The organism is Pseudomonas sp. BMS12 (genome assembly GCF_001592875.1).
Taxonomy (GTDB): domain Bacteria; phylum Pseudomonadota; class Gammaproteobacteria; order Pseudomonadales; family Pseudomonadaceae; genus Aquipseudomonas.
On sequence record NZ_LSOF01000016.1, the window covers coordinates 140,237 to 163,343 of the forward strand.

Consider the following 23,107-nt stretch of genomic DNA (forward strand, 5'->3'; position numbering starts at 1 on the left):
CCCCCATGTTGGACGCCAATCTTAAAACCCAGTTGAAGGCCTACCTGGAAAAGGTCACCCAGCCGTTCGAGATCGTCGCGTCCCTCGATGACGGCGCGAAATCCCAGGAGCTGCTCGGCCTGCTCCAGGACATCGTCGGCCTGACCGGCAAGATCACCCTGAAGACCGACGGCAGCGATGCCCGCCGTCCGTCCTTCGCCCTGAACCGTCCGGGCGAAGACACCGGCGTGAGCTTCGCCGGTATCCCCATGGGCCACGAGTTCACCTCGCTGGTACTGGCCCTGCTGCAAGTCGGTGGTCACCCGTCCAAGCTGGACGCCGAGACCATCGCCCAGATCAAGAGCATCGAAGGCACCTTCGAGTTCGAAACCTACTTCTCGCTGAGCTGCCAGAACTGCCCGGACGTGGTCCAGGCACTGAACCTGATGGCCGTGCTCAACCCCAACATCCGCAACGTGTCCATCGACGGCGCGCTGTTCCAGGAAGAAGTCGAGCGCCGCCAGATCATGGCCGTGCCGAGCATCTACCTGAACGGTGAAGTGTTCGGTGCCGGGCGCATGGAAGTGAAGGAAATCCTCGCCAAGATCGACACCAATGCCGGCAGCCGCGACGCCGAGAAGATGAACGCCAAGGACGCCTTCGACGTGCTGGTGGTTGGTGGTGGCCCGGCCGGTGCGGCCGCTGCAATCTACGCCGCGCGTAAAGGCATCCGCACCGGCGTGGCGGCCGAGCGCTTCGGAGGCCAGGTGCTCGACACCATGGCCATCGAGAACTTCATCTCGGTACAGGAAACCGAAGGCCCGAAACTGGCCCGCGCCCTGGAAGAGCACGTGCGCCAGTACGAGGTCGACATCATGAACCTGCAGCGCGCCTCCGCCCTGGTTCCGGCCAGCGCAGAAGGCGGCCTGCACGAAGTGAAGTTCGACAACGGTGCCAGCCTCAAGGCCAAGACAGTAATCCTCTCCACCGGCGCCCGCTGGCGCGAGATGGGCGTACCCGGCGAGCAGGAATACAAGGCCAAGGGCGTGTGCTTCTGCCCGCACTGCGACGGCCCGCTGTTCAAGGGCAAGCGCGTGGCGGTGATCGGCGGCGGTAACTCCGGCGTCGAGGCGGCCATCGACCTGGCCGGCATCGTCGCCCACGTCACCCTGCTGGAGTTCGCCGACACCCTGCGTGCCGACGCCGTGCTGCAGAACAAGCTGAACAGCCTGCCCAACGTCACCGTGATCAAGAGCGCGCAGACCACCGAAGTGGTCGGCGACGGCCAGAAGGTCACCGGCCTGACCTACAAGGACCGCACCACGGAAGAACTGCACACCGTCGAGCTGGAAGGCATCTTCGTGCAGATCGGCCTGCTGCCGAACAGCGACTGGCTGAAGGGCACCGTGGAGCTCAACCGCTTCGGCGAGATCATCGTCGACGCCAAGGGCGCCACCAACATCCCCGGCGTGTTCGCCGCCGGTGACGTGACCACCGTGCCGTACAAGCAGATCGTCATCGCCGTGGGCGAAGGTTCCAAGGCCTCGCTCTCCGCCTTCGACCACCTGATCCGCCACAGCTGATCGATACCGCTGTTCGCAAAGGGCCCCTCGGGGCCCTTTTTCATGCCAGGTTAGAGCATCCTTCTGGTGGGGGCGGCTTCAGCCGCAATAGGAACAGCACAGAAGCATCGCGGCTAAAGCCGCTCCCACAAGAGCCTTTCCGTGTACCGGACAGGCCGGCCTGATCGAGACAGCAACCTCACCCTGCCCTGGTCTTTTGTGTCGACGAGGCACAGTGCACACTGTGCCTCCCCCCGCTCTCGATTTGCCCCATGAATCCCGAAGACCTGCTGCTCCTCGTCACCCGCACCATGCCCTATGGCAAGTACAAGGGCCGTCTGCTGGCCGACCTGCCGGGGCATTACCTCAACTGGTTCGCCCGCGAAGGCTTTCCCAAGGGTGAGATCGGCCGCCTGCTCATGCTGATGCAGGAGATCGACCACAACGGTCTCAAGCCGCTGCTGGAACCGCTGCGCAAACGCTGATGCCCGTGCATTTGCACACGCAATAACGCAGCCGCCACAACGCCTCCTCGTTTAGCTTTAGCAGCACAAACACGACGAGGATTTGCCAGCATGCATCGCTATTTCAGTCTCGCCGGGCGCACCGCCCTGGTCACCGGTGGCAGCCGCGGCATCGGCCGCATGATTGCCCAGGGCCTGCTCGAAGCCGGCGCACGGGTGTTCATCTGCGGGCGCGATGGCGCCGCCTGTGAGGCCACCGCCGCCGAGCTCAGCCAGTACGGCGAGTGCATCGGCCTGGCTGCCGACCTGTCCGGCGAAGAAGGCGCCCGCGCCCTGGCCGCCGAACTGGGCCAGCGCATCGAACAGCTCGACATCCTGGTCAACAACGCCGGCACCAGCTGGGGCGCGCCGCTGGAGAGCTACCCGGTCAAGGGCTGGGAAAAGGTCATGCAGCTCAACGTCACCGCCGTGTTCAGCTGCATCCAGCAGCTGCTGCCGCTGCTGCGCAAGGCCGGCAACGAGCAGAACCCGGCGCGGGTGATCAACATCGGCTCCGTGGCCGGTATCAGCTCGATGAGCGAAGAGGCCTACGCCTATGGCCCGAGCAAGGCCGCACTGCACCAGCTGTCGCGCAACCTGGCCCGAGAGCTGGTCGGCGAGCACATCAACGTGAACGTCATCGCCCCGGGGCGTTTCCCGAGCAAGATGACCCGCTTCATCTCCAACGACGAAGCCGCACTGGCCGCCGACGTGGCGCTGATTCCGATGAAGCGCTGGGGCCGCGAAGAGGAGATGTCGGCCCTGGCCATCACTCTGTGCAGCGCGGCGGGGGCCTATATGACCGGCGCCATCATTCCCATCGATGGTGGTTTCACCCTTTGACCTGAGGCGAAATGCCACGCGCGGGAATGCACCCTGGCTCTTAGAGTGTGATCAGTAGATCTCTCCAGGAGCCAGGGACATGGACCAAGAAGCAGATGCTGCACTTGCCCGCGACTATCAACGCATTCACCGCGAGGCGGTATTGCTCGCCGGCAGCCTCCCCGACCTCGGCCAACGCGCCACGGTCTACCACCATCTGTACCAGGACTCCGGCGGGCGCAACGTCTTCCCGCTGATTGCCGCCCATGGCGCGCTCTGGGGCAGCGGCTATTTCGCCCTGGGTCTGCGTATCGGCGCCCTGCTCTCCGGCCAGTTCCTGCTTGACCCGGCACGGCGCCGCGACAAGCTGCGTCAGCTGCACGCCTTCGCCGATGCCTTCCGCGAGATCAACCGGCGTGTTTGCGTAGAGGCCTACTGCGCCTATCACTTCAGCAAACTGCATGGCCTGAGTGCGGGGGCCGAACGCTACATACAGCCGCGCCTGCTGGACGCGCTCAACCACTGCCATCGCGCCCAGGCCGAGGCGCGAGCGCTGACGCCCGGCGAACGCCGCAACCTGTTCGAGGCCTTCTTTCTCTGGGAACAGGCCGAGGTGGTCGAACCGGCCGTGGCGACCGCGCTGGCGCAACTCGACTGGCCGCTGATCCGCCGCGTGGCGCTACGCCCGCGCATCCGCTTCGCCTACTTCACCAGCAGCCGCAACATGCAGTTCCACGATTTCGCCTCGACCGCCGAGCGCATCGAGAAAGGCATGCACGCTTACGAGTTGGCCGAACAGGCCGGGCTGGACAACGTCGAGGTGACGCTGGCGCACTACGGCATATTGCCGAAGGTGTTTCACGGCGATCCGTTGCTGTACTTCAACGCGCTCAAACAGCGCCTGATCGCTCAGCCACCACTGGCAAGCGTGACGGGCGGATAGGCCTCTTCCCACGCGGCAACCAACTGGGCCCTTGCTGTGCCCTCCAGGTGCAGCAAACCCTCGCGCATGGCCTGTTGGGCATCCAGCTTCCCTGCTTGGAGGGCCTGCAGGGTGCCCTCGCCCGTCACCACCAGCGCCTCACCAGGCCTGGGCGGCGGCGCATGCAGCGTTACGCCCTGGCCGCTGAAGCGTACCCACAGCCCTGGCTCCACCAGCAGCAGGCTGAAGCCTGTCTCTAGCAGGGGCAAGCGGGTGCGCAGCGCCTCCAGCTGATGCAACGTACGGCGCATGCCGAAGCCCCCCGGCAGTGGCAACGGCCGCGCCAGACGCCGGCTTTCGTAGGCCTGCTGCAACGCCAGGGAAACACCCAGCGAGGCGGGATGGGCAAGGCTGAGGTCGACGGCCAGACCGTCATAGCTGCAGGCCCGGGTCGCACCCGGCACCAGCAGCATCAGGCTCAACGCCAGGGCAAAGCGGCGACCGGCAGGCATACGCGGGGCTGAGCACGGGGGAGCTTGGATCGGCCGCATCAGAATCGATCTCCTGGCCAGGGCGCCGCGTCCACGCGCGGCGCCGTTAGCCTCATGGCGTGACGATGTTGAACCAGAAATCGAACTTGTCGAGCAGGCCCATGAACTCGCCGAAGGCGGCAGGACGGCCATCGAACTTCAGCTCGCCGGAGGCAACCTTCTGCTCCAGGGTGGCTCGGCCCAGCTGGATGGCTTCCAGAGTGCCCTTGCTCATGCTCAGCCCGACATCGGCCTTGTCGCTCGCCTTGGGCTCGTAGGTCAACACACCGTTTTCCACGGTCAGGGCATAGCTCTTGCCGAGGTCGGTGAAGGTGAAATTGAGCACCAGCTTCTTGCCCGCCGCACGCTCGCCATTGAGGCGCACGGCCAGATAATCGAAGAGCATTTCCGGCGGCATCGCACGGATCATGTCCGGACTGGCGGTCACAGTAGCGGCGCCCGATGGCACGCCGTTGCGCAGCTCGTAAGCGCCCTGCAGATACACCGAACGCCATGGACCGGACTCGGCCTGATAGCCCAGCTGCTCGAAGCAGTCGGCCAGCAGGTTCTTGGCCTCGGCATTGTCCGGCTCGGCGAACACCACCTGTTTGGCGGCTTCGGCAACCCAGCGGTACTCGCCCTTGGCGTAGTCGGCCTTAGCGCGCTTGAGCACGGCAGCGGAACCGCCCATGTATTCCACATACTTCTTCGCGGCCGGCTGCGGCGGCAGCTTGTCGAGGTTGGCCGGGTTGCCGTCATACCAGCCCATGTAACGCTGGTAGACCGCCTTGGCATTGTGCTTGAGGGTGCCGTAGTAGCCACGGGTCGGCCAGTTGCTTTCCAGCTCCGGCGGCAGCTTGATGGCCTCGGCGATCTCCTCGCCAGTCATGCCCTGGTTCATCATGTGCACGGTCTGGTCGTGGATGTACTTGTAGACCGCCTGCTGCTTTTTCAGATAGTCATGAATTTGCGTCTTGCCCCACAGAGGCCAGTGGTGGCTCTGGAACTTGACCTCGACCTTGTCGCCATACAGCGCCTCGGTCTCGCCGATGAACTTGGCCCACTCCAGCGCATCGCGCACCTGGGCACCGCGCAGGGTGTACAGGTTGTGCAGGGTATTGGTCGTGTTCTCGGCCATCCACATGGCCTTGTGCTGCGGCAGATAGGTGTTCATTTCCGCCGGAGCCTCGGTACCCGGCGTCATCTGGAATACCAGCTTGACCCCATCGACCTCCAGCTCCTGGCCGGTCTTGCTGACAAACTCGGTAGGCGGAATCAGCGTGGTGCTGCCGGTGGACACGGTCGGTGCCAGCCCCGCGTTCACACCACCCTCGGCGCTGCGCGGCAGCAGAGCACCGAACATGTACACGCCGCGGCGAGCCATGGCATTGCCGGCGATGACGTTCTCGCTGATGGCGTGCTCGTTGAAGCCCTCGGGGGCGATGATGCGTACCTTGCCCGCCTTGACGTCGGCCTCGTCGACGATGCCGCGTACCCCACCGAAATGGTCGATGTGCGAGTGGCTGTAGACCACAGCCACCACGGGTTTCTGGCCCAGGTGCTGGCTGACCAGCTCGTAGGCAGCCTTGGCGGTTTCCTGGGTCAGCAGCGGGTCGAACACGATCCAGCCGCTCTTGCCCTCGATGAAGGTGATGTTCGACAGGTCGTAACCGCGCACCTGGTAGATACCGTCGGTGACCTTGAACAGACCGTACTCCAGGTTCAGCTGGGCGTGTCGCCACAGGCTCGGGTTGACGCTGGCAGGGGCCGGCAGATCATTCTTGATGAATGCCTTGTAGCTCTCCATGTCCCAGACCACCTTGCCGTTGGCATCCTTGATGGTCAGCGTATCGGGCCTGGCGATAAAGCCGCGATGGGCATTCTCGAAGTCCTGGCGATTGGCGAATGGCAATTGCTCCAGCACGGCGTGGTTGGCCGCGGCGGTGAACTCGGTGGCGGGCTTGGTCGGTTGCGGCGCAGCCTGGGCCACGCTTGCCATCAGCAACGCGCCAGCGACACTGGCCGACAGCAGGCATTTCAAGGGATGAAACATGTAGTGGGTCCTCAATTGTTGTTATGGCTGTTCTGCCGCGGCCTCAGGCCCGGGCGATCCACTCAGCAGCACGTTCGGCCAGCATGATGGTCGGCGCGTTGGTATTGCCGCCGACCAGGGTCGGCATCACAGAGGCATCGACCACGCGCAGGTTCTGCAGGCCATGCACACGCAGCTGGCCATCGACCACCGCCATCTCGTCGTGGCCCATCTTGCAGGTGCCGATCGGGTGGTAGATCGAGTCGGTACGACGGCGCAGCAGGTCGATCAGCTGTTCGTCGCTGTGCAGGTCGGCGCTGTACATGTCCTTCAGGCCAAAGCGCGCCATCGCCGACTGGGCGACGATGTCGCGGGTCATGCGATAGCCCTTGAGCAGGGTCTGCACGTCATCGTCATGGCCGAGGAAGTTGGGGTCGATACGCGGTGCGTCGGCAGGGTTGGCCGAATGCAGACCGACGCTACCCACGCTCTTCGGCCGCAGCACGCAGACGTGGCAGCTGAAACCATGGCCCCAGTGCAGCTTGCGGTTGTGGTCGTCGAGGATGCTGACCACCGAGTGCAGCTGAATATCCGGACGCGCCAGACTCGGATCGGTCTTGAGGAAACCGCCGCCTTCGGCGAAGTTGCTGGCCAAAGGGCCGCGTCGTTTAGCCAGGTATTGCAGCAGGGCCGAGCCCATCTTCAGGCTGCCGCCCAGCGAGTAGCCGAGCAGCGAGTTGTCAGTACCCTTGTAGCTGAGCACCACGTCGGGGTGGTCGTAGAGGTTCTGCCCGACCCCCGGCAACTCGTGCTGCACACCGATGCCCTGGGGCTTGAGCTCGGCCTCCGGGCCGATACCGGACAGCATCAGCAGTTGCGGGCTGCCAAATGCACCGGCACAAACCAGGACTTCCTTGCGTGCATTGATGGCAACCGACTGCCCCTTGAGCCGTACCTGCACCCCGGTGGCTTGCTTGCCCTGCAGCAGGATGCGCTCGGCCAGGGTGCCGGTGAGCACGGTGAGGTTCTCGCGCTTGCCGCGGATCGGCGTGAGGAAGGCGGCGGCAGCGCTCCAGCGGCGACCGTCACGGATGGTCACCTCGTACTGGCCGATACCTTCCTGCTCGGTGCCGTTGAAATCGTCGTTGTGGCCATAACCGGCCTGCTTGCCCGCCTCGATGAAGGCGTGGGTGGCGGCATGGGCCTCGATCTTGCCGACGTACAGTTCGCCATCCGCACCGTGATACTCGCTGTTACCCAGGTGATGCATCTCGCTCTTGCGAAAATACGGCAACACATCCTGAAAGCCCCAGCCCTGGTTACCCAACGCCGCCCAGTCGTCGTAGTCGGTCTGGTGGCCACGAATGTAGATCATGCCGTTGATCGAGCTGCTGCCGCCGAGGGTCTTGCCGCGCGGCTGATAGCCCTTGCGCCCGCCCAGCCCGGCCTGCGGCACGGTGTCGAAGGCCCAGTTGACATGCCGGGTCGGCAGAATGGCGGCCACGCCTGCGGGGGCATGAATCAGCGGCGAACGGTCTTCCGGGCCGGCCTCCAGCAAGCACACGGAAACCGCCGGATTCGCACTCAGACGGTTGGCCAGCACGCAACCCGCCGAACCTGCCCCCACGATGACGTAGTCGAACTGCATGGCACCCTCCAACAGACAGTGAATTTGGATTCAGAAATTCATTGTTGGCGAGGCACGGTCGGTTTAGATTGATCTTTGACGACACAGATTTGACTCTTGACGACATGGAACCTTTCATCCGCACCACCTCCTTCGCCGGTTTTCGCGAACTGGTCAGCCAGCTCGGGGCCGACCCACTGCCCTATCTGGAACGCTTCCGGGTGCGCCCCGAGCTGCTCGACGATGAAGACGCGCGCGTACCCTTTCGCTCGCTGGTGGGGATGCTGGAGGCGGCGGCCGACGAGCTGGAGTGCCCGGACTTCGGCCTGCGCATGAGCGAATACCAGCACCTGCACGTGCTCGGCCCCATCGCCCTGATTGCCTGCAACGCCAGTAGCGTTGGCCACGCCCTGGCGGAGATCGTGCGCTTCATCGGCTACCACAGCTCGGGCATCGTGCTGGATCTCGACCTCAGCGAAGCGCACATGCCCTGCCTGGTCATCGAACTGCGCCTGCCGGGGGCGCAACGGCAGATGGCGGAACTGGCCATGGGCGTGGCACTGAAGACCATGAAGCTGCTCTGCGGCTCGACCTTCGCCCCTCAGGCGGTGCAGCTGGCCAGTGCCAGCCCGGTGCCGGCGGCGCGCTATCGCCGCCACTTCGGTAGCGAGGTCTATCTCGGCCAGGCACGCAATGCCCTGGTGTTCGCCGAGCGCCAACTGGGGCAACGCATCGAACGCCAGGATCCGACCCTGCACCGCACGCTGGTGCAGTACCTCAGCCAGATCCATCTGCTCGGCGCACCGGATCTGCTGGAGCAGGTGCGCCGCCTGGTGCTGCGTCTGCTGCCGATTCAGCAGTGCCGCCTGCCCCTGGTCGCCGAGCAGCTCGGCCTGCACGAACGCAACCTGCAGCGCCAGCTGGCCGAGCTGAACCACAGGTTCGACGAACTGGTCGAAGGCATTCGCCGCGAGCGTGCGGATTTCTACCTGGCCGAGCGCGACATCCCCATGTCGCAGATCGCCGGCATGCTCGGCTACAGCGAGCAGAGCGTGTTCAATCGCGCTTGCCGCCGCTGGTTCGCCATGACGCCCGGCGCCCGCCGTCGGCAACTGCTGGAGCGCTCGGTCTAGGCCGTCAGCCCCAGCTCCTTGGCCCGCGCCACCGCCTGGGTGCGACGCTCAACGCCCAGCTTGAAATTGATGCGCTGGGCGTGGGTCTTCACCGTATGCAGGGAAATGAACAGCTCCTCGGCAATCTGCTGGTTGGACAACCCACGTGCGATCAGTTTGAGCACATCCAGCTCACGCTTGCTGAGCAGCGCCAGCTGCGGATTCACGGTCCCCGTGCTCTCCACCGCCCAGCGCATCATCGTCGGATTGCGCTGCGCCAGTGCCTGCTCGACACTCACCAGCCCCATCTGCCGGGCCAGCGCCAAGGCATCGAGAAAGGCCTGCTTGGCCTGGGCATAGCGGCCCTCGCCATGCAGTCCCTCGGCCAGGCTGAAACCTATCTCGCAGGCCAGCGGGCGGCGCCCTGCTGCAAGCGCCTCGGCGTGCATCTGCTCCAGAGTCGCCAGAGCGTCGGGGCGGCCATCGCCCTGCAGACGCGTCAGATTGAGCAGCAGGTTCAGGCGCAGATTCATATCGGGCACGCCGAAGGGAGCCAAGTGGCGACCCGCCTCATGGGCGCTCAACAGGCTCTTCTCCACCTGCCCATGCTGCCCCTGGGCCAGCCAGAGCCTGGCCTTGGCAGCCAGTAGCACGCCGCGATAGTGCTGGGCATCGATGTGCTGGTACTGCAATTCACGCTCGGCATCGGCGATACGGGCAAAGGCCGAGGCATAGTCGCCATGCAACGCATCCAGCTCGACCAGGCCCAGGCAGCCCCAGACCACCGCCGGGTCGGCACAGGCGCGGCACTCCTGCATGCCCGCGACAAAGGTGGTTTCGGCCTCTTCATAGTGGCCGCGCTGCAGCAGCAGGCTGGCCCACAACAGCTGGGTCCGGCCACGCATGGGGCTCGGCTCGGCGCCCCAGGCCTGGGTGAGTTCGGCATGCAGGCGGCGCAACAGGCTCTCGGCGCGCAGCAGTTCACCGCGCATCTCCAACAGCTTGGCATGCTCCAGGGTCAGCAGGCTCTCGAACGCCAGGCTGCCATGCTCGCGCGCCTGCTTGATGGCTTCACGATTGAGCTCCTGGGCGCGCTCGAACTGCCCCTCGATCAGCGCTTGCTCCACCAGCATCAAGCGACACACCAGGCGCTGACTCCAGGCCCGCTCCGGCAACTCCTCCACGGCCTCGGCCAGCAGCGTCACGCCTCGCGCGATGTCGCCCCGATGGAAGGCCAGCTTGCCCGCCAGCGCCTTGATCTGGGCGACCAGCTCCTGCTGGCGGCGCGCGGAGGGTTGCGGCAGGCAACGCTCCAGCGCGTGAATATAGTGTTGCGCCTCGTCGAGCCGGCCGCTGAGTACCGTCGCCCAGCCATTGAGCAGCGTCAGGCGCAAGGTGCTGACCAGCATCTCCTGCGGCAACTCATGCTGCCATTCCAGCAGCAGGGCAATCCCCCGCCCCTGCAGCAGGCGGTCCTCGGTGTAGCGCTCCATCAGACTGGCCGCCACCTCCGGCTGCCCGGCGCGCAGCGCGTACTCCAGTGCCGGTCGCACATGCTCCAGGCCGAGGTAGTGCTGGCAGGCCTTGCGGAACAAGGCCTTGGTCATGCTGGCCGGCAACTGCTCGGCCAGCAGGGCCGCTATTGCCGGTTGAATGCGCAGGGCCTGCTCGTCCTGGTCGACCGGTTCGACGAACAGCGCACACTCGCGCAGGTGTTTGAGCAACGCAGCACCCTCGCCCACCCCCAGCAGCTGCTCGCACAACGGCGCATCGAACTGGGGAAAGTGCGCCAGGGAAAACAGCGCCAGCTGCCAGTCGCCCGGCAACTCGTCGAGCACCTCCCGCCGCAGATAGTCCAGCATCAGCTCGTGGTTGCATTCGGCCGGCAACGGCTGGCCCGGCTTCAGGCCCAGCAGGCGCAACCGTACACCCGCACACCACCCCTCCGACCAGCGGTGCAACTCAAGCAGCTCCTGACGTTGCCAGGCATGCCCGGCCAGGCTGACCAACTCACAGACCTCGTCCGGGGTGAAGGCCAGCTCGCGACCGTCCAGCTCGAACAGATCGCCACTGAGCAGCATCCGTGTCAGTTGCAGGTGGGGGCGGCGGCGACTGGCGATCCACCAGCGCACGGAGGTCGAGGATTCCTGCACCAGCTCGTTGAGCAGCTGATCCAGCGCCTCATCTGGGGTGCGCGGGTAATCGTCCAGCACCAGCCAGAGCGCTTGCGCCTGATCAATGAGCAGGTCGCGAACCCGCTGCGGATCGTCGCCGGGCAGGCACAGGGCTCGCCCCAACCGAGCCAGCAGGGTGTCGGCCGCAAGCGGCTGGCCACGCAGATCGAGACGGACCAAGCGGGTATCGGCCGGGCACTGCTCCATGCACTCGTCGAGCAGGGTGCTCTTGCCGCTGCCGGCTTGTGCCCACAACAGGCGCAGGCGGCAATCGGCTTCCAGCAACGCATCTCTCAGGCGTGGACGCGGCAGGTTACGCGGGGCATGCATCGTGTAGGTGCTCGATTCTTGTTGGTGTGCCTTCATCCTTACAGAGCCCCGCTGCGCTAGGCAAATGTACAAAACATAAAAAAAGCGGCCCGGAGGCCGCTCAAGACTTGGAGTAGCTCGTTTGAATCAGCGCACGCCGGCCTGGCGCAGGGCCGCCGGGGTGTACTGGGAAGCGGTGGCCTTGGCACCGAACTCGTAGGCCTGCTTCTCTTCGTTCTTCAGACCGAGCACCGAGTAACGACCGGAGATCAGGTCATACAGGCCCTCGGCGGTATAGCCCGGGACTTTCTTGTGATAGTACTGCTGGGCGTACCCCTCACCCACGCGCCACAGCTGGCCACGGCCGTCGTAATGATCGATCAGCGCGGCTTGCCAGGTGTCCTCGTCGAAGTACATGTGGCGGGTGGCGTAGATGTGACGCTCGCCCGGCTTGACCTTGGCCACCACTTCCCACACGCGGTGCAGCTCGTAGCGCACCAGGTCCTGGTCGATATGGCCGGCCTTGAGGATGTCGGCGTACTTCAGCTTCGGCGAGTCCAGCTTGTAGTTGTTGTACGGAATGTACATCTCCTTCTTGCCGACCAGCTGCCAGTCGTAGCGATCCGGCGCACCGTTGTACATGTCGTAGTTGTCCGAGGTGGCCAGGCCGTCGGCGGCAGTCGCCGGACCGTCGTAGGCCACCTGCGGAGCACGGCGTACGCGGCGCTGGCCGGCGTTGTACAGCCAGGCCATGCGCGGCTCTTTCACCTGGTCGATGGTCTCGTGCACCAGCAGCACGTTACCGGCCAGGCGCGCCGGCGCCGTCACGTTCTGGATGAAATAGAACAGGATGTTCTCGGCCTTGCTCTTATCCAGGTCCGGCAGTTCGCTGGGGTAGGACACCTCGTCGGTGAACTCGACCATATTGAAGGAGCCGTTGGCCTGCGGCTGTACGCGGGTCATGTAACGTTTGACGTTACCGCCGCGGTAACGGGTACTGTGGTTCCACACCACCTCGACGCCCGACTTGGGAATCGGAAAGGCGTAGTAGCGGCTGTCGCTGAAGCCCTCCAGCCCGTTACCACCACCGATGGTCGAGGTGTTCAGGGCGCTGGTCTTGATCGCTGCGTAGATATCGTCCGGCAGGGCCGCCGTACGGTGGCTCGGATATACCGGGATCTTGTAGCTGTCGGGGTAACGCTTGAGCATCGCCAGCTGGCCAGCGGACAGCTTGTCCTTGTACTGCTCGGCGTTCTGCACGGTGATGGTGAACAGCGGCTGCTCGCTGGCGAACGGGTCGGCCAGGAAGCCCTTGGCATCGACCGCACCGGCGTCAACGGGCAGGCCACCGGTCCAGGCGGGAATGCTGCCGTCGGCGTTGGCAGCCTTCTCGGCCCCCATCGGGGTCAGGCTGGTGCCCAGCTGGGCAGCCTCTTCCGGGGACACCTTGGCCATGGCCACGCTGCTGGCCAGCAGGCTCAGTGCCAGGGCGCCAGCTTGAAACAGGGTATTTGTCGCTTTCATCTGCATAGTCATCCTAGATTCCGATCTGCGCTTAGAAGCTCATGCCCACGCTGAAGGCGAGGAAGTCGCGATCAATCAGCGTGTTGTAGTCGCCACCGAAGAAATCGGTGTAGGACAGGCTGGCGGTGTAGGTGTTCTGGTATTCGGCATCCAGGCCGAGGCTCACGGCCTTGGCACCTTCGTTGAACAGACCATTCGGGCCGTAGCCGTCGACGTCGTGCGACCAGGCGATGCTCGGCTTGAGGTTCACACCGGCGAACACGTCCGGGTAATCCCAGATGGCGCGGGCGCGATAGCCCCAGGAGGTGCTGGTGACGAAGCCGTCGTCCTCGCAGTACTTGCTGACGTTCTCGCCAGAGGCCCCGGCGCCGGAACCGTTGTTGAGGGTGCCCTTGTTCAGCCCCACGCAGGTGGCGGACACACCCGCACCGAATAGCGGGCCGGCGCTGTTAGCCAAGGTGCCCGGCAACGGACCAGGTCCGTACATCGGGTCGCGGCCATAACGCACATCCGAGGTGCTTTCCAGGCCGCCGACATGCACCACGCCGACTTCGCCAACCAGGGTCAGGCGGCTGGCGCCCATGACCTGATCGAAGAAGTGGGTAAAGGTGGTCTGGAACTGGGTGATTTCCTTGCGGCGATAGCCGGTATTGTCCTGACCTGGAGCAGGGTTGAGCAGAGACGCGTTGCCCAAGCCCACCAGGTTGGTCAGGCCCCCGTACAGAACGTCGGTGGTGTTGAGGGCCACCGGCGCGTTGGGGCGGTAGCTGATCTCCCCCTGCCAGGCGGTGCCGGTGGGCAGCGTGGTGGAGAAGCTCAGACCGTAGAGCTGGATATCTTCCGGATACTCCAGGTAATAGCCGGCCTGGGCGGCACCGGCTATCGGCCGCAGAGCCCCCGTCGGGCCAGCTGCCGGGAAGGCAGCCTCAATCGCAGCCAGGGTCGCCGCATCGGGTACGGCAATGCCCAGGAATGGCGTGCGGCTGTGGTAGTTCATGAAGTAGGCACCGAACTCGGTGTCCAGCGGCTCGAAGATGTAACGCAAGGCAGCGCCCCACTGGCCGCCGTCGCGCGCATCACGATCGCCGTTACGCTTGACCAGAACACCTTCCTCGTTAACGTCGACGCCGAAATTCTGCTCCAGCAAGGGCAGCAACGCACCACCGCCCAGGCCCGCCAGCACCGAACGCGGCGCCAGTACACGCAGGTTGTCATCGCAACCATCGGCCGCTACGTCAGCCTGGGCGAAGAAGGTGCCGCAGTTGTCGATAACGGTCTGGTCCCACTCCAGCTGGTAGAAGGCCTCGGCAGACAGGTTGTCGGTCAGGCTCTGCGACACGTAGAACATGTTGACCGGGATCAGGCCTTCCTTGATCTCGGCGCCCGGACGGCGGAAGGCCGCCGCGTCGATCGGGTTGATCGAGTTGATCGAGTTGAGAATGAAGGTGCTCTCGCCCCAGCTCACCACCTGCTTGCCCAGGCGCACGGTGCCGGGCTGATCGCCGATGGAGTAGTTGTGGTAGGCGAAGGCGTCGAGGATCTGCCCGCCGGAGGACTGCGCCCCTTCCTTGCGGTTGGAGTCGTCGATGTCCTTGAACAGGCGGCTCTCGTCCTTCAGCTCGAAGTCGTACCAGTACTTGCCGCGCACGAATACGCCGCTGTCGCCGTACTTCAGTTCGAGGTCGTGGATGCCCTTGAAGATCTTCGAGAAGGTCTCGCCCTTCTTGAAGTTCAGGTGGGCATCGTCGGAGGTCTGCGACAGGCCGTCGCCGCCATTGTTGGCGCCGATCAGGTCCGGGTCGGCACTGCGCATCGACCAGCTGGCACCGACGGACAGGGACGAGTCCAGCTGCCCTTCGATCTCGCCGATATCGAAGCTCACGGCGTGCACATTGGCAGCGCCGCTCAGTGCTACCGCTGCGGCTAGCGCATGCAGCCGGAAGTGTGTGCGCCCTGTTGTTTTTGTAGTCATGAGGCTATCCCTTGTTGGGTGTGTCGGACAGCCGCAGAAGCTAATGAATCATTTCTACCTAGGTAACGGATGAAAGAGTGATCCGCTCAATCACTACTAAGTATGAGTGCCTCGATGCCAGAGACGCCGGGCACGCGCCAACCTGGCCACACGACAGGCCTGCTCGAAGCACGCGAAGAGAGGGCTTTGAAGGTTACTGGGCCTGATCCAGCTCGGCCTTGAGCGCCTCATAGGCCGGTGCGGCGTAGATGCCGACCTCCACCGCCAGCTCCAGCACCCGCGGCAGGTCGCTGGTGTAGACGAGTACGCACTGCAGCTCGTCGTCGAGCGGCTCGCTGATATCCACCAGCACATAGCCGCCCTTTTCCTTGTACAGCGCCGAGAGCTGCACCTGGATGCGGTTCAGCGCCTTGAGCGGCTCGACCTTCTGCAGCTGCTTGGGCTTGATGTTGAACGTCACATCGGGGCCGAAGGAGTCGATGATCTGCTGCAGCAGCTGCTCGTAGCTGTCGGCCTGGAACAGCACGGTGTCCGGCAGGCTGCCGATCACCACCCACTCGCCCAGGGGGATGGGGAAATCGTCGTCGTAGTTGATATCGGGATTGGCGGCGAGGAACGCCGCCGGGTCGGCATAGGCCTGAGCCGCCTCGTCGGCGATGCGAGCGATCTCCTCGTCGGTCATGCAGCCGGAGCTGATCAGGGTGATGAGTTCGAGGAGTTGGGCTTTCATCGGGCGATCCTGGGCGATGACATCGGGCGCATAGGATAGCTGGCGCGGCCGCCAGCGGCTAAGGAAAGACTCAGTTCCAGGGCCAGTACACATCCGCTCTTGTGGGAGCGGCTTCAGCCGCGATGCTGTTGCGTTGCCTCTATCGCGGCTAAAGCCGCTCCCACAGAGGCCGGGGCCCAACTAGTCACCGTGCCGCACCGCCAGCTGAGTAAAACGCACCTCGCCAACATCCTCGTCGCCGTCCCTGTCGTCGTCCTGCACATAGGCGCCGGCCTTGAAATAGAAGCGCACCTCGCGCCAGGCCGGATCGCTGGCCAACACATCGTATTGAATGCGCTCGCCCTCGACCTGCACCGTCACCACCCCATCGCGCATGGTGATGGCATAGCTGAACGGCGCGTTGCCCACTTGCGCCGCGAAGCTGTGCTTGTACTCCTCGTTACTACCCTTGGGGTGGCGCTTGATCAGTGCCTTGAGCTGGCCTTTGTGCCACTGCAGCTTGACCAGCGGGCGGGCGTCGAAGCCGTGGATCTGGCCGACGATGATCTTCTGCGTGCTCGGCGCTCGCAGCACCTGGGCACTGGCGTTGAGCTGGTGGGAGCCGGCGACCGACCAGTTGCGGTTGTCGTCGGCGGGATCGAGCAATTCGCGCAACTCGGCGCGCGGGTAATCGGAGTTCCTGGTGCTGCCGCCGCCGGCCGGCGCGACGAAGGCCATGCTGCCGTCACCGGCCAGATGGAAGTAGCGCGAGGCGTAACCGCCGCGCAGCCTGGCGCTGTCCACCTCGCTGGCGTCGGCGTCGGGCAGGGTCAGCTTCCAGTGCGAGAGATCGTAGCGAGCTCCCGGCGCCTGGTAGGGCCCCTCCTTATCGGTGCTGCAGCCACCCAGCAGCAGACCCGCCAGACAAAGTAGTGGTCGATGCATCGCCGCGCTCCCGGATCGTTGGTCGGACCCTGTGCAGACCGCAGGACCACGCCCGGGTTCACAAGCCGTGGCCATTGCCACGCGCGAAACCATTCGGCCCCCCCCCCAACGACTGACCCATCAATGTTTGGCCCTCGCGGGATGAGCCTGTAATATCCCGCGCCCGAAATTCAGGAGACAACACGTTGGCCATTCACTACGCAGCCTCATCCGATACCGTTGCCTGCGGGCGCACTGGCGCCAGCCTCACCAGCACGGCGGATACGGCTCAGGTTTCATGCAAGCTATGCCTGCGTGCCATGGAGAAGAAAACTGCCGAGCCGGTACGCAAGACGCCCAGCCTTGCCGAGCTCAGAGCCGCAGCAAAAGCCGAGAAGATCGAGAAGATCGAGAAGATCGAGAAGATCGCCCCAAGCATGCCGGCAGTCGCAGCCGTGGCCAAGCCCGTTGCAGGCCAGGGCGCGCGCGCCGAATGGCGCAAGCGCCTGGAGCAGCTGCCGGGTCGCAATCGTCTGCCCCGTGGCCTCTCGCGCCAGGCGTTCATCTAGTGGCTTGTGCGGTTAATTCGTGCACTCAAATTCGAGTGTCAGGGTTTGCCAGGCTAGGCGCCGCGACGAGTCGTAGCAGGGCTACGGCGAGGAGTGGCAACGACGCGTGGTAAAGCCTGGCGCCGAAGTTGAGTATTTGAATTAGCCAAACAGGCCACTAGTTCCAGGCCGGCGGCGGGCGCCAGACAGCAGCGCCCGCCCGTCGCTAGCGCAACCTCAGCGCAGCTTTTCCATCATCTGGTAGTACCACATGCCGGCGGCCAGCATCGGGTTGCCGAACACGTCGCCCATCGGCACCTTGATGTGCTTGCAGGCGGCGAAGGTGTCGTAGTGGCCCAGGGTGCCGGTCAGGGCGTTGGCCATGATCTCGCCCATGATGTGAGTGGTGGCGATGCCGTGGCCGGAGTAGCCCTGGCAGTACCAGACGTTGTCCGACAGCTTGCCCAGCTGCGGGATGCGGTTCATCACGATGCCCATGGCGCAGCTCCACTGGAACTCGATGTCCACGCCCTTGAGCTGCGGGAAGGTGGCCTCGATGCACGGGCGCAGTTCCCCGGCGATATCCCGCGAGTCACGCCCCGAGTAGTTGGCGCCGCCGCCGAACAGCAGGCGGCCGTCGGCGGTCATGCGGTAGTAGTCGAGCACGAAGCGGCAGTCGTACACCGCCAGGTCCTGCGGGTTGAGCTGCTTGGCCAGCTCGCCCAGCGGCTTGGTGGTGACGATGCCGCCCATCGCCGGGAAAATCTTGCCCTTGAGCTGCTTGGGCTCCAGCTTGTGGTAGACGTCGCCGGCCAGCATCACCTGCTTGGCATCGATACGCCCGCCCGCGGTGATCACCGCAGGGTTGGCGCCATGAACGATCTCCAGCACCTCGGAGTGTTCGAAGATCAGCGCACCCAGGCCCTCTGCAGCCTTGGCCTCACCGATGCACAGGTTCAGCGGGTGCAGGTGCATGTTGCGGGTGTTCTTCAGCGCGCCCTGGTAAATGTCGCTGGCCAGGTGCGCACGCACCCCGGCGGCATCGAGCAGGGTGACTTCGTCGCCCATGCCGCGGCGCTGCGCTTCCTCGTAGGAGGCTTTCAGCTCATCCATGTGCGCCGGCTTCATCGCCGCGTGCAGATGGCCGTGCTTGAGATCGCACTGGATGCCGTACTTCTCCACCCGGTTCTTGATGATCTCATGGCCGCGCCAGCGCAGATGCCAGATGAAGTCATCCACCTCGGCGCCGAGCTTATTGCGCATCTGCTTGCGCATGGCCTCGTCGCCGGACAGGCTGCCGGTGACCTGGCCACCGTTGCGCCCGGTGGCGCCCCAGCCGATCTTGTGAGTCTCGACGATGGCCACCTTGAGACCGCGCTCAGCCAGTTCCACCGCCGTGGCCACACCGGTGAAGCCACCACCGATGATGGCGACGTCGACGCTGACCTGACCCTGCAGGGTCGGGTAGTTGGTTTCCTCGTTCAGCGTGGCGCTGTAGTAGGACTTGGCCCGCGAGGCAGCGGGAATCACGGCGTGGGTGGCGGCATTCATCAGGGTGTTCCTTGTTGGAGAGTCGGGAGCATTGTCCCGAGGTAGCCCGGAGTCACTCCGGGGCGCGGCTGGCGCAGGCTCAGCCGTTGCAGTCAGCAGATTCGGGCGAGCGCCGCATCCGGCGGCCGCGCGTGGCGGCAATGCCAGAGCGCCCAGAAGGCCAGCAGCTCGCAGTGCGCTGCGGCACCGAAGCAAGGCGCGAGCCGCGACGGGGCGGCGCGGTACGGCGCGGGCGAATGAGGAATGGAAGAACTCATGAACAAGGAGACTCGCACGCCGCCTAGCGCCAGTTAAATCGGATTCTTTACATGTTCAGTTTCGTCATCACTAAACATTAATCGCGCACGCCCCAGGCACCCCGCAGCGCTCGCAGGGCCTCGCCAATCGCCGCCTCCGGCACGGCGGCGAAGCCCAACACCAGGCCGGCACGCTGGTCTGGCGCGGTGCTGCTGTCGCTCAGCCAGTAATCGCTCAGGGCATTCAGCTCCACCCCGACGCGACTGGCCGCCGCAATCAGCTCGCGCTCGCGGGCCAGGCTGGCGACGCGCACGCACAGATGCAGGCCGGCCTCCACCGCCGGTAGCGGTGCACAACCGGCAATCTCGCTCGGCCAGCCGGCCAGCAGCGCATCGCGGCGGCTGCGGGCGGCACCACGCATGCGGCGGATATGCCGCTGGAAATGTCCGGCAGCGATGAACTCGGCCATCACCGCCTGGGTGCCGATCTCCGAGTGGCGCATGTCCAGTGCGCGGCGGCGAGCGAAGGCCTGGGCCAGTTGCGGCGGCAGCACCAGATAGCCGAGGCGCAAGGCGGGAAAGGCGATCTTGCAGAAGGTGCCGACGTAGAGCACCCGTCCCTGCCGATCCAGCGCCGCCAGGGGCGCCAGCGGGGTACCGCTGTAGCGGTACTCGCCATCGTAGTCGTCCTCGACTATCCAGCCGTCGTGACACTCGGCCCAGTCCAGCAGCTCCAGGCGCCGCGCCAGCGACAGGGTGACGCCGGTCGGGTACTGGTGCGAGGGCGTGACATAGGCCAGTCGACAGCCGCCGACTCGCTCCAGCTCCGCCGTATCCAGCCCTTCGCCATCCACGGCAATACCCTGCAGCTCGGCGCCAGCCACGGCGAAGGCATGCCCGGCGGCGCGATAACCGGGGTTCTCCACCGCCACCCGGTCGCCCGGCTGCACCAGCAACTGGGCGCACAGGCTGATGGCCTGCTGGGCGCCACAGGTGACCACGATCTGCGCCGGGTCGCAGTGCAGGCCGCGGCTGTTGCGCAGATAGGCGGCGATCAGCTCGCGCAGTTGCCTGTCGCCGGCCGGGTCGCCATAGCCCAGGCGCGCCGGCGAGGGCTTACGCCAGAAGCGCGCCGACAGCCGCGCCCAGGTCTCGAAGGGAAACAGGTCGAACGCCGGCACGCCGACGCGAAAGGCCCGTGGCGCGCCCTCCAGCGGAGCGGCCAGGTGATGCTGCTGCAGGCGCTGCAGGGCCACACTCGGCGCCGGGCCGGCCGCGACCTGCGCTGGCGGTCGCACCACGCTGCTCAGCTCAACCACATAGGTGCCGGCGCCGACCCGCCCCTCGACATAACCCTCGGCGTACAGTTGGTCGAAGGCGCGGTTCACCGTGTTGCGCGAGATTGCCAGCAGGCCCGCCAGGTCGCGGCTGGCCGGCAGGCGCGCGCCGCCCGCCAGCCGGCCGTCGAGAATGCGCTCGCGCAACGCCTGGTACAGCTGGCGCGCCAGGCCCTGGGCCGGATCGAGGCGAATGCCGGACAGGTCGACCGGCAGCGGAGCGGGCATGGCCATGAATTGGCTCCATGAAAGTCACAGGAAATGGCTCTTACAACAGACCAATATCCTGCCTAGCATGGCTCCATCACGCCAGAGGATCACCCATGTACCTGCCCTCCTCCTTCCGCCAGGACGACCTCGGCGAACTGCACCGGCAGATCGCCGAAACGCGCCTGGCCACCCTGATCAGCCACGGCCCGAGCGGCCTGCAGGCCAGCCATCTGCCGTTGCTGCTGGTCGCCGACGAAGGCAAGTTCGGCACCCTCTACGGCCACTTCGCCAAAGCCAACCCACAATGGCGCGACCTGGTCGAAGGTCATGAGGTGCTGGTGACCTTCCAGGGCCCCGAGGCCTATGTCAGCCCGTCCTGGTACCCGGCCAAGGCCGAGCACGGCAAGGTGGTGCCGACCTGGAACTACATCGCCGTGCACGCCCACGGCCAGGCCGAGGTGTTCGACGAACCCGAACGCCTGCTGCAACTGGTCAGCCGCCTCAGCGACCAGCACGAGGCCGGCCGCGCCCAGCCCTGGGCCGTCAGCGATGCGCCGCGCGAATACATCGACAGCATGCTGCGCGCCATCGTCGGCTTCGCCCTGCCGATCCAGCGCCTGGAAGGCAAGTGGAAACTCGGCCAGAACCGCAGCGCTGCCGACCAGCACGGCGTGCGCGACGGCCTGAACAACAGCCCCGACAGCCGCGACCGCGCGCTGGCCGCACGCATGCCCCTGCAACCATGATGACCAAGGAAGCCCCCGTGTCCAAACTCGATATCCGCGCCGTCAGCGCCGCCGACCACGCCAACTGGCTGCCGCTCTGGCAGGCCTACCAGCGCTTCTACAAGACCGAGATCGCCGCCGAGACCAGCACCATTACCTGGCAGCGCTTCCTCGACCCGGCCGAGCCCATGCACGCCGCCCTGGCCTGGCAGGACGGCCACGCCGTGGCCCTGGTGCACTGGATCTTCCACCGTTCCTGCTGGACCAGTGGTGACTACTGCTACCTGCAGGACCTGTACGTCGACGAAAACCTGCGCGGCGGCGGCATCGGCCGGCAGATGATCGAACATGTCTACGCTCAGGCGCGCGCCGCCGGAGCCTCGCGGGTGCACTGGCTGACCCAGGAAGACAACTACGCCGGCCGCCAGCTGTACGACCGCATCGCCGACCGCTCCGGCTTCATCCAGTACCGCAAGCTGTTCTGACCAGGAGTCGCCCCATGCCCCCGCAAACTCAACTCGACTGGCAGCCCGTCGCCGCCCCCGCCCGCGAAACCCTGCACGGGCGCCATATCCGCCTGGAGCCGCTCGAAACCGGGCGCCACGGCGACGAGCTGTGGCAAGCCCTGCAAGGGCCGGACAGCGATACGCTGTTGTGGGACTACCTGCCCTACGGCCCTTTCCCTGAGCGCACAGCCTTCGATGCCTGGCTAGCTGGGCACGCGGCCAGCGCCGATCCGCAGTTCTTCGCCGTGATCGACCTGGCCAGCCAGCGCGCCGTCGGCCTGCTCAGCTTCCTGCGCATCACGCCCAGGGACGGCTGCATCGAGATCGGCCACGTCGCCTTCGGCCGCGCCATGCAGCGCAGCCCGGCCTCCACCGAGGCGGTCTACCTGCTGGCCGAGCTGGCCCTGGGCACGCTGGGCTACCGCCGCCTGGAATGGAAATGCAACGCGCTGAACGCCCGCTCCATGCGCGCCGCCGAGCGCCTGGGTTTCACCTTCGAGGGCACCTTCCGCCAGCACATGGTGATCAAGGGGCAGAACCGCGATACGGCCTGGTTCTCCATCATCGACAAGGAATGGCCAGCCTGCCGCGCCGCCTTCCAGCGCTGGCTGGCGGCGGACAACTTCGATGCACAGGGGCTGCAGAAACAGCGGTTGGAGGCGTTGCGCGCCAAGTAGTCGAGGCAGCCGCGCTACTAATCCCAAGCTGCCAGCAGCCGGGTCACGACCTCGTCCTCGAGCACGCCCTGTTCGCTGCCGGCGTGGAACACCGCGCAGCTGGCCGAGCCCTCGCCACGGACGGCGCGGTACACCGCCACCACGCTGCCCGGTCCACCGCCAGTGTGGCCACTGAGGACCAACCCGCCATTGACCGGCCCCTGCATCAGGCCCAGGGCATAGCCGGGAGCCTGCCACGGGCGCCCGGCAAGCGGCCCGCCGAGGGTTTTCACGCGTTGCATCTCCTGCAGCAAGCCGCTCGGCAACAGCTGCCCGGACAACAGCCGTTCCAGCCAAATGGCGGCCTCCGCCAACGGCCCGACCAACAGGCCGTGATAAACCCAGCGCGGGTCGTAGACAGTGATTGCCCCCAGGTTTACCCACTGCAGATCGGCCGGCGTGCCGGCGAGACGAGCCTGCTTCAGGCCGAGCGGCGCCAACGCACGCTGCGCCAGCGCCTCGGCAAGGCCGAGCCCGGTCAGTCGCTCGATCAACCGCACCACATAGAGATAGCCCACATTGGAATAGCACCAGCCTTCGCCCGGCGGGTAGCGCAGCCGGGTGGCGTCGAGGCGCC

The 23,107-nt window shown here is 65.5% G+C and carries 19 protein-coding genes and 2 pseudogenes; 9 read left to right on the forward strand and 12 right to left on the reverse strand.

Going from position 1 to position 23,107, the window contains the following annotated elements:
- Positions 1 to 5 precede the first annotated feature (5 nt).
- The 4 genes from ahpF (at position 6) to AYB31_RS16405 (ending at position 3,809) form a co-directional block, all read left to right on the forward strand.
- Complete coding sequence (ahpF, locus tag AYB31_RS16390; RefSeq protein WP_068829777.1) at positions 6 to 1,562, forward strand: alkyl hydroperoxide reductase subunit F; 1,557 nt, start codon at positions 6 to 8, stop codon at positions 1,560 to 1,562.
- A gap of 251 nt (positions 1,563 to 1,813) precedes the next feature.
- Entirely contained in the window at positions 1,814 to 2,026 is a 213-nt protein-coding gene (locus tag AYB31_RS16395) for a DUF3820 family protein (RefSeq protein ID WP_068829778.1), read from the forward strand.
- 90 nt (positions 2,027 to 2,116) lie between these two features.
- Entirely contained in the window at positions 2,117 to 2,887 is a 771-nt protein-coding gene (locus tag AYB31_RS16400) for an SDR family oxidoreductase (RefSeq protein WP_068829779.1), read from the forward strand.
- 79 nt (positions 2,888 to 2,966) lie between these two features.
- Positions 2,967 to 3,809 (forward strand): hypothetical protein, encoded by an 843-nt coding sequence (locus tag AYB31_RS16405; RefSeq protein WP_068829780.1) that lies wholly within the window; start codon positions 2,967 to 2,969, stop codon positions 3,807 to 3,809.
- On the opposite strand, the gene AYB31_RS16410 is transcribed toward AYB31_RS16405, so the two are convergent.
- The 3 genes from AYB31_RS16410 to AYB31_RS16420 all read right to left on the reverse strand — a co-directional run bounded on the left by AYB31_RS16410 (position 3,776) and on the right by AYB31_RS16420 (position 7,998).
- Complete coding sequence (locus AYB31_RS16410) at positions 3,776 to 4,300, reverse strand: hypothetical protein (RefSeq protein WP_068829781.1); 525 nt, start codon at positions 4,298 to 4,300, stop codon at positions 3,776 to 3,778. The genes AYB31_RS16405 and AYB31_RS16410 overlap by 34 nt on opposite strands.
- Before the next feature lie 91 nt (positions 4,301 to 4,391).
- On the reverse strand, positions 4,392 to 6,371 hold the full coding sequence (locus tag AYB31_RS16415) for an alkyl/aryl-sulfatase (RefSeq protein ID WP_068829782.1): 1,980 nt from the start codon (positions 6,369 to 6,371) through the stop codon (positions 4,392 to 4,394).
- Positions 6,372 to 6,414: 43 nt separating this feature from the next.
- Positions 6,415 to 7,998: a GMC family oxidoreductase gene (locus tag AYB31_RS16420; protein ID WP_068829783.1), complete on the reverse strand. Its 1,584-nt coding sequence runs from the start codon at positions 7,996 to 7,998 to the stop codon at positions 6,415 to 6,417.
- 89 nt (positions 7,999 to 8,087) lie between these two features.
- Here AYB31_RS16420 and AYB31_RS16425 point away from each other — a divergent pair, with 89 nt between their 5' ends.
- Positions 8,088 to 9,110: an AraC family transcriptional regulator gene (locus AYB31_RS16425; protein ID WP_236715570.1), complete on the forward strand. Its 1,023-nt coding sequence runs from the start codon at positions 8,088 to 8,090 to the stop codon at positions 9,108 to 9,110.
- Here AYB31_RS16425 and AYB31_RS22360 read toward each other — a convergent pair.
- From AYB31_RS22360 to AYB31_RS16450, 6 genes and pseudogenes are all read right to left on the reverse strand, one after another.
- Positions 9,107 to 9,298: pseudogene (locus AYB31_RS22360) on the reverse strand (response regulator transcription factor); the annotation flags it as partial. The gene AYB31_RS16425 and the pseudogene AYB31_RS22360 overlap by 4 nt on opposite strands.
- Before the next feature lie 99 nt (positions 9,299 to 9,397).
- Positions 9,398 to 11,629 (reverse strand): annotated as a pseudogene (locus AYB31_RS16430) (helix-turn-helix transcriptional regulator); the annotation flags it as partial.
- Between the two features lie 90 nt (positions 11,630 to 11,719).
- On the reverse strand, positions 11,720 to 13,096 hold the full coding sequence (locus AYB31_RS16435) for a DUF1329 domain-containing protein (RefSeq protein ID WP_068829803.1): 1,377 nt from the start codon (positions 13,094 to 13,096) through the stop codon (positions 11,720 to 11,722).
- Positions 13,097 to 13,127: 31 nt separating this feature from the next.
- On the reverse strand, positions 13,128 to 15,068 hold the full coding sequence (locus AYB31_RS16440; protein WP_068829786.1) for a DUF1302 domain-containing protein: 1,941 nt from the start codon (positions 15,066 to 15,068) through the stop codon (positions 13,128 to 13,130).
- A gap of 193 nt (positions 15,069 to 15,261) precedes the next feature.
- A complete protein-coding gene (locus AYB31_RS16445) occupies positions 15,262 to 15,798 on the reverse strand; it encodes a hypothetical protein (protein ID WP_068829787.1) in 537 nt (178 codons plus the stop codon).
- Positions 15,799 to 15,978: 180 nt separating this feature from the next.
- The gene (locus AYB31_RS16450) at positions 15,979 to 16,722 is read right to left on the reverse strand and encodes a polysaccharide lyase family 7 protein (RefSeq protein WP_068829788.1); all 744 of its coding nucleotides are present in this window, start codon (positions 16,720 to 16,722) and stop codon (positions 15,979 to 15,981) included.
- A 185-nt stretch (positions 16,723 to 16,907) separates the two neighbouring features.
- Here AYB31_RS16450 and AYB31_RS16455 point away from each other — a divergent pair, with 185 nt between their 5' ends.
- Positions 16,908 to 17,270: a hypothetical protein gene (locus tag AYB31_RS16455; RefSeq protein WP_068829789.1), complete on the forward strand. Its 363-nt coding sequence runs from the start codon at positions 16,908 to 16,910 to the stop codon at positions 17,268 to 17,270.
- Positions 17,271 to 17,486: 216 nt separating this feature from the next.
- Here the strand turns inward: AYB31_RS16455 and AYB31_RS16460 are convergent, their stop codons facing one another.
- Positions 17,487 to 18,800: an NAD(P)/FAD-dependent oxidoreductase gene (locus tag AYB31_RS16460; protein WP_068829790.1), complete on the reverse strand. Its 1,314-nt coding sequence runs from the start codon at positions 18,798 to 18,800 to the stop codon at positions 17,487 to 17,489.
- Positions 18,801 to 19,134: 334 nt separating this feature from the next.
- Positions 19,135 to 20,607 carry a MocR-like pyridoxine biosynthesis transcription factor PdxR gene (gene pdxR / locus AYB31_RS16465; RefSeq protein WP_068829791.1) on the reverse strand — a complete coding sequence of 491 codons (1,473 nt, stop codon included), beginning with the start codon at positions 20,605 to 20,607 and terminating at the stop codon, positions 19,135 to 19,137.
- A gap of 89 nt (positions 20,608 to 20,696) precedes the next feature.
- Between pdxR and AYB31_RS16470 the strand changes: the two genes are divergently transcribed.
- From AYB31_RS16470 to AYB31_RS16480, 3 genes are read left to right on the forward strand one after another with little or no spacing between them, the layout of a single operon-like run.
- Positions 20,697 to 21,329 carry an FMN-binding negative transcriptional regulator gene (locus AYB31_RS16470; RefSeq protein ID WP_068829792.1) on the forward strand — a complete coding sequence of 211 codons (633 nt, stop codon included), beginning with the start codon at positions 20,697 to 20,699 and terminating at the stop codon, positions 21,327 to 21,329.
- A gap of 17 nt (positions 21,330 to 21,346) precedes the next feature.
- A complete protein-coding gene (locus tag AYB31_RS16475; RefSeq protein WP_442961825.1) occupies positions 21,347 to 21,793 on the forward strand; it encodes a GNAT family N-acetyltransferase in 447 nt (148 codons plus the stop codon).
- A gap of 14 nt (positions 21,794 to 21,807) precedes the next feature.
- Positions 21,808 to 22,491, forward strand: a complete 684-nt coding sequence (locus tag AYB31_RS16480) for a GNAT family N-acetyltransferase (RefSeq protein ID WP_068829794.1) — start codon at positions 21,808 to 21,810, stop codon at positions 22,489 to 22,491.
- Between the two features lie 17 nt (positions 22,492 to 22,508).
- Here AYB31_RS16480 and AYB31_RS16485 read toward each other — a convergent pair.
- The coding region (locus tag AYB31_RS16485; RefSeq protein WP_068829795.1) for a serine hydrolase at positions 22,509 to 23,107 on the reverse strand (599 nt) is incomplete at its 5' end.

Bases quoted from the DNA above. Each gene is read 5' to 3' on its own strand.
- AYB31_RS16470 (WP_068829792.1), top strand. From the start codon at position 20,697: ATGTACCTGCCCTCCTCCTTCCGCCAGGACGACCTCGGCGAACTGCAC.
- AYB31_RS16445 (WP_068829787.1), bottom strand. From the start codon at position 15,798: ATGAAAGCCCAACTCCTCGAACTCATCACCCTGATCAGCTCCGGCTGC.
- AYB31_RS16395 (WP_068829778.1), top strand. From the start codon at position 1,814: ATGAATCCCGAAGACCTGCTGCTCCTCGTCACCCGCACCATGCCCTAT.
- AYB31_RS16435 (WP_068829803.1), bottom strand. From the start codon at position 13,096: ATGAAAGCGACAAATACCCTGTTTCAAGCTGGCGCCCTGGCACTGAGC.
- AYB31_RS16440 (WP_068829786.1), bottom strand. From the start codon at position 15,068: ATGACTACAAAAACAACAGGGCGCACACACTTCCGGCTGCATGCGCTA.
- AYB31_RS16405 (WP_068829780.1), top strand. From the start codon at position 2,967: ATGGACCAAGAAGCAGATGCTGCACTTGCCCGCGACTATCAACGCATT.
- AYB31_RS16410 (WP_068829781.1), bottom strand. From the start codon at position 4,300: ATGCCTGCCGGTCGCCGCTTTGCCCTGGCGTTGAGCCTGATGCTGCTG.
- ahpF (WP_068829777.1), top strand. From the start codon at position 6: ATGTTGGACGCCAATCTTAAAACCCAGTTGAAGGCCTACCTGGAAAAG.
- AYB31_RS16450 (WP_068829788.1), bottom strand. From the start codon at position 16,722: ATGCATCGACCACTACTTTGTCTGGCGGGTCTGCTGCTGGGTGGCTGC.
- AYB31_RS16460 (WP_068829790.1), bottom strand. From the start codon at position 18,800: ATGAATGCCGCCACCCACGCCGTGATTCCCGCTGCCTCGCGGGCCAAG.
- AYB31_RS16415 (WP_068829782.1), bottom strand. From the start codon at position 6,371: ATGTTTCATCCCTTGAAATGCCTGCTGTCGGCCAGTGTCGCTGGCGCG.
- pdxR (WP_068829791.1), bottom strand. From the start codon at position 20,607: ATGGCCATGCCCGCTCCGCTGCCGGTCGACCTGTCCGGCATTCGCCTC.
- AYB31_RS16420 (WP_068829783.1), bottom strand. From the start codon at position 7,998: ATGCAGTTCGACTACGTCATCGTGGGGGCAGGTTCGGCGGGTTGCGTG.
- AYB31_RS16400 (WP_068829779.1), top strand. From the start codon at position 2,117: ATGCATCGCTATTTCAGTCTCGCCGGGCGCACCGCCCTGGTCACCGGT.
- AYB31_RS16480 (WP_068829794.1), top strand. From the start codon at position 21,808: ATGCCCCCGCAAACTCAACTCGACTGGCAGCCCGTCGCCGCCCCCGCC.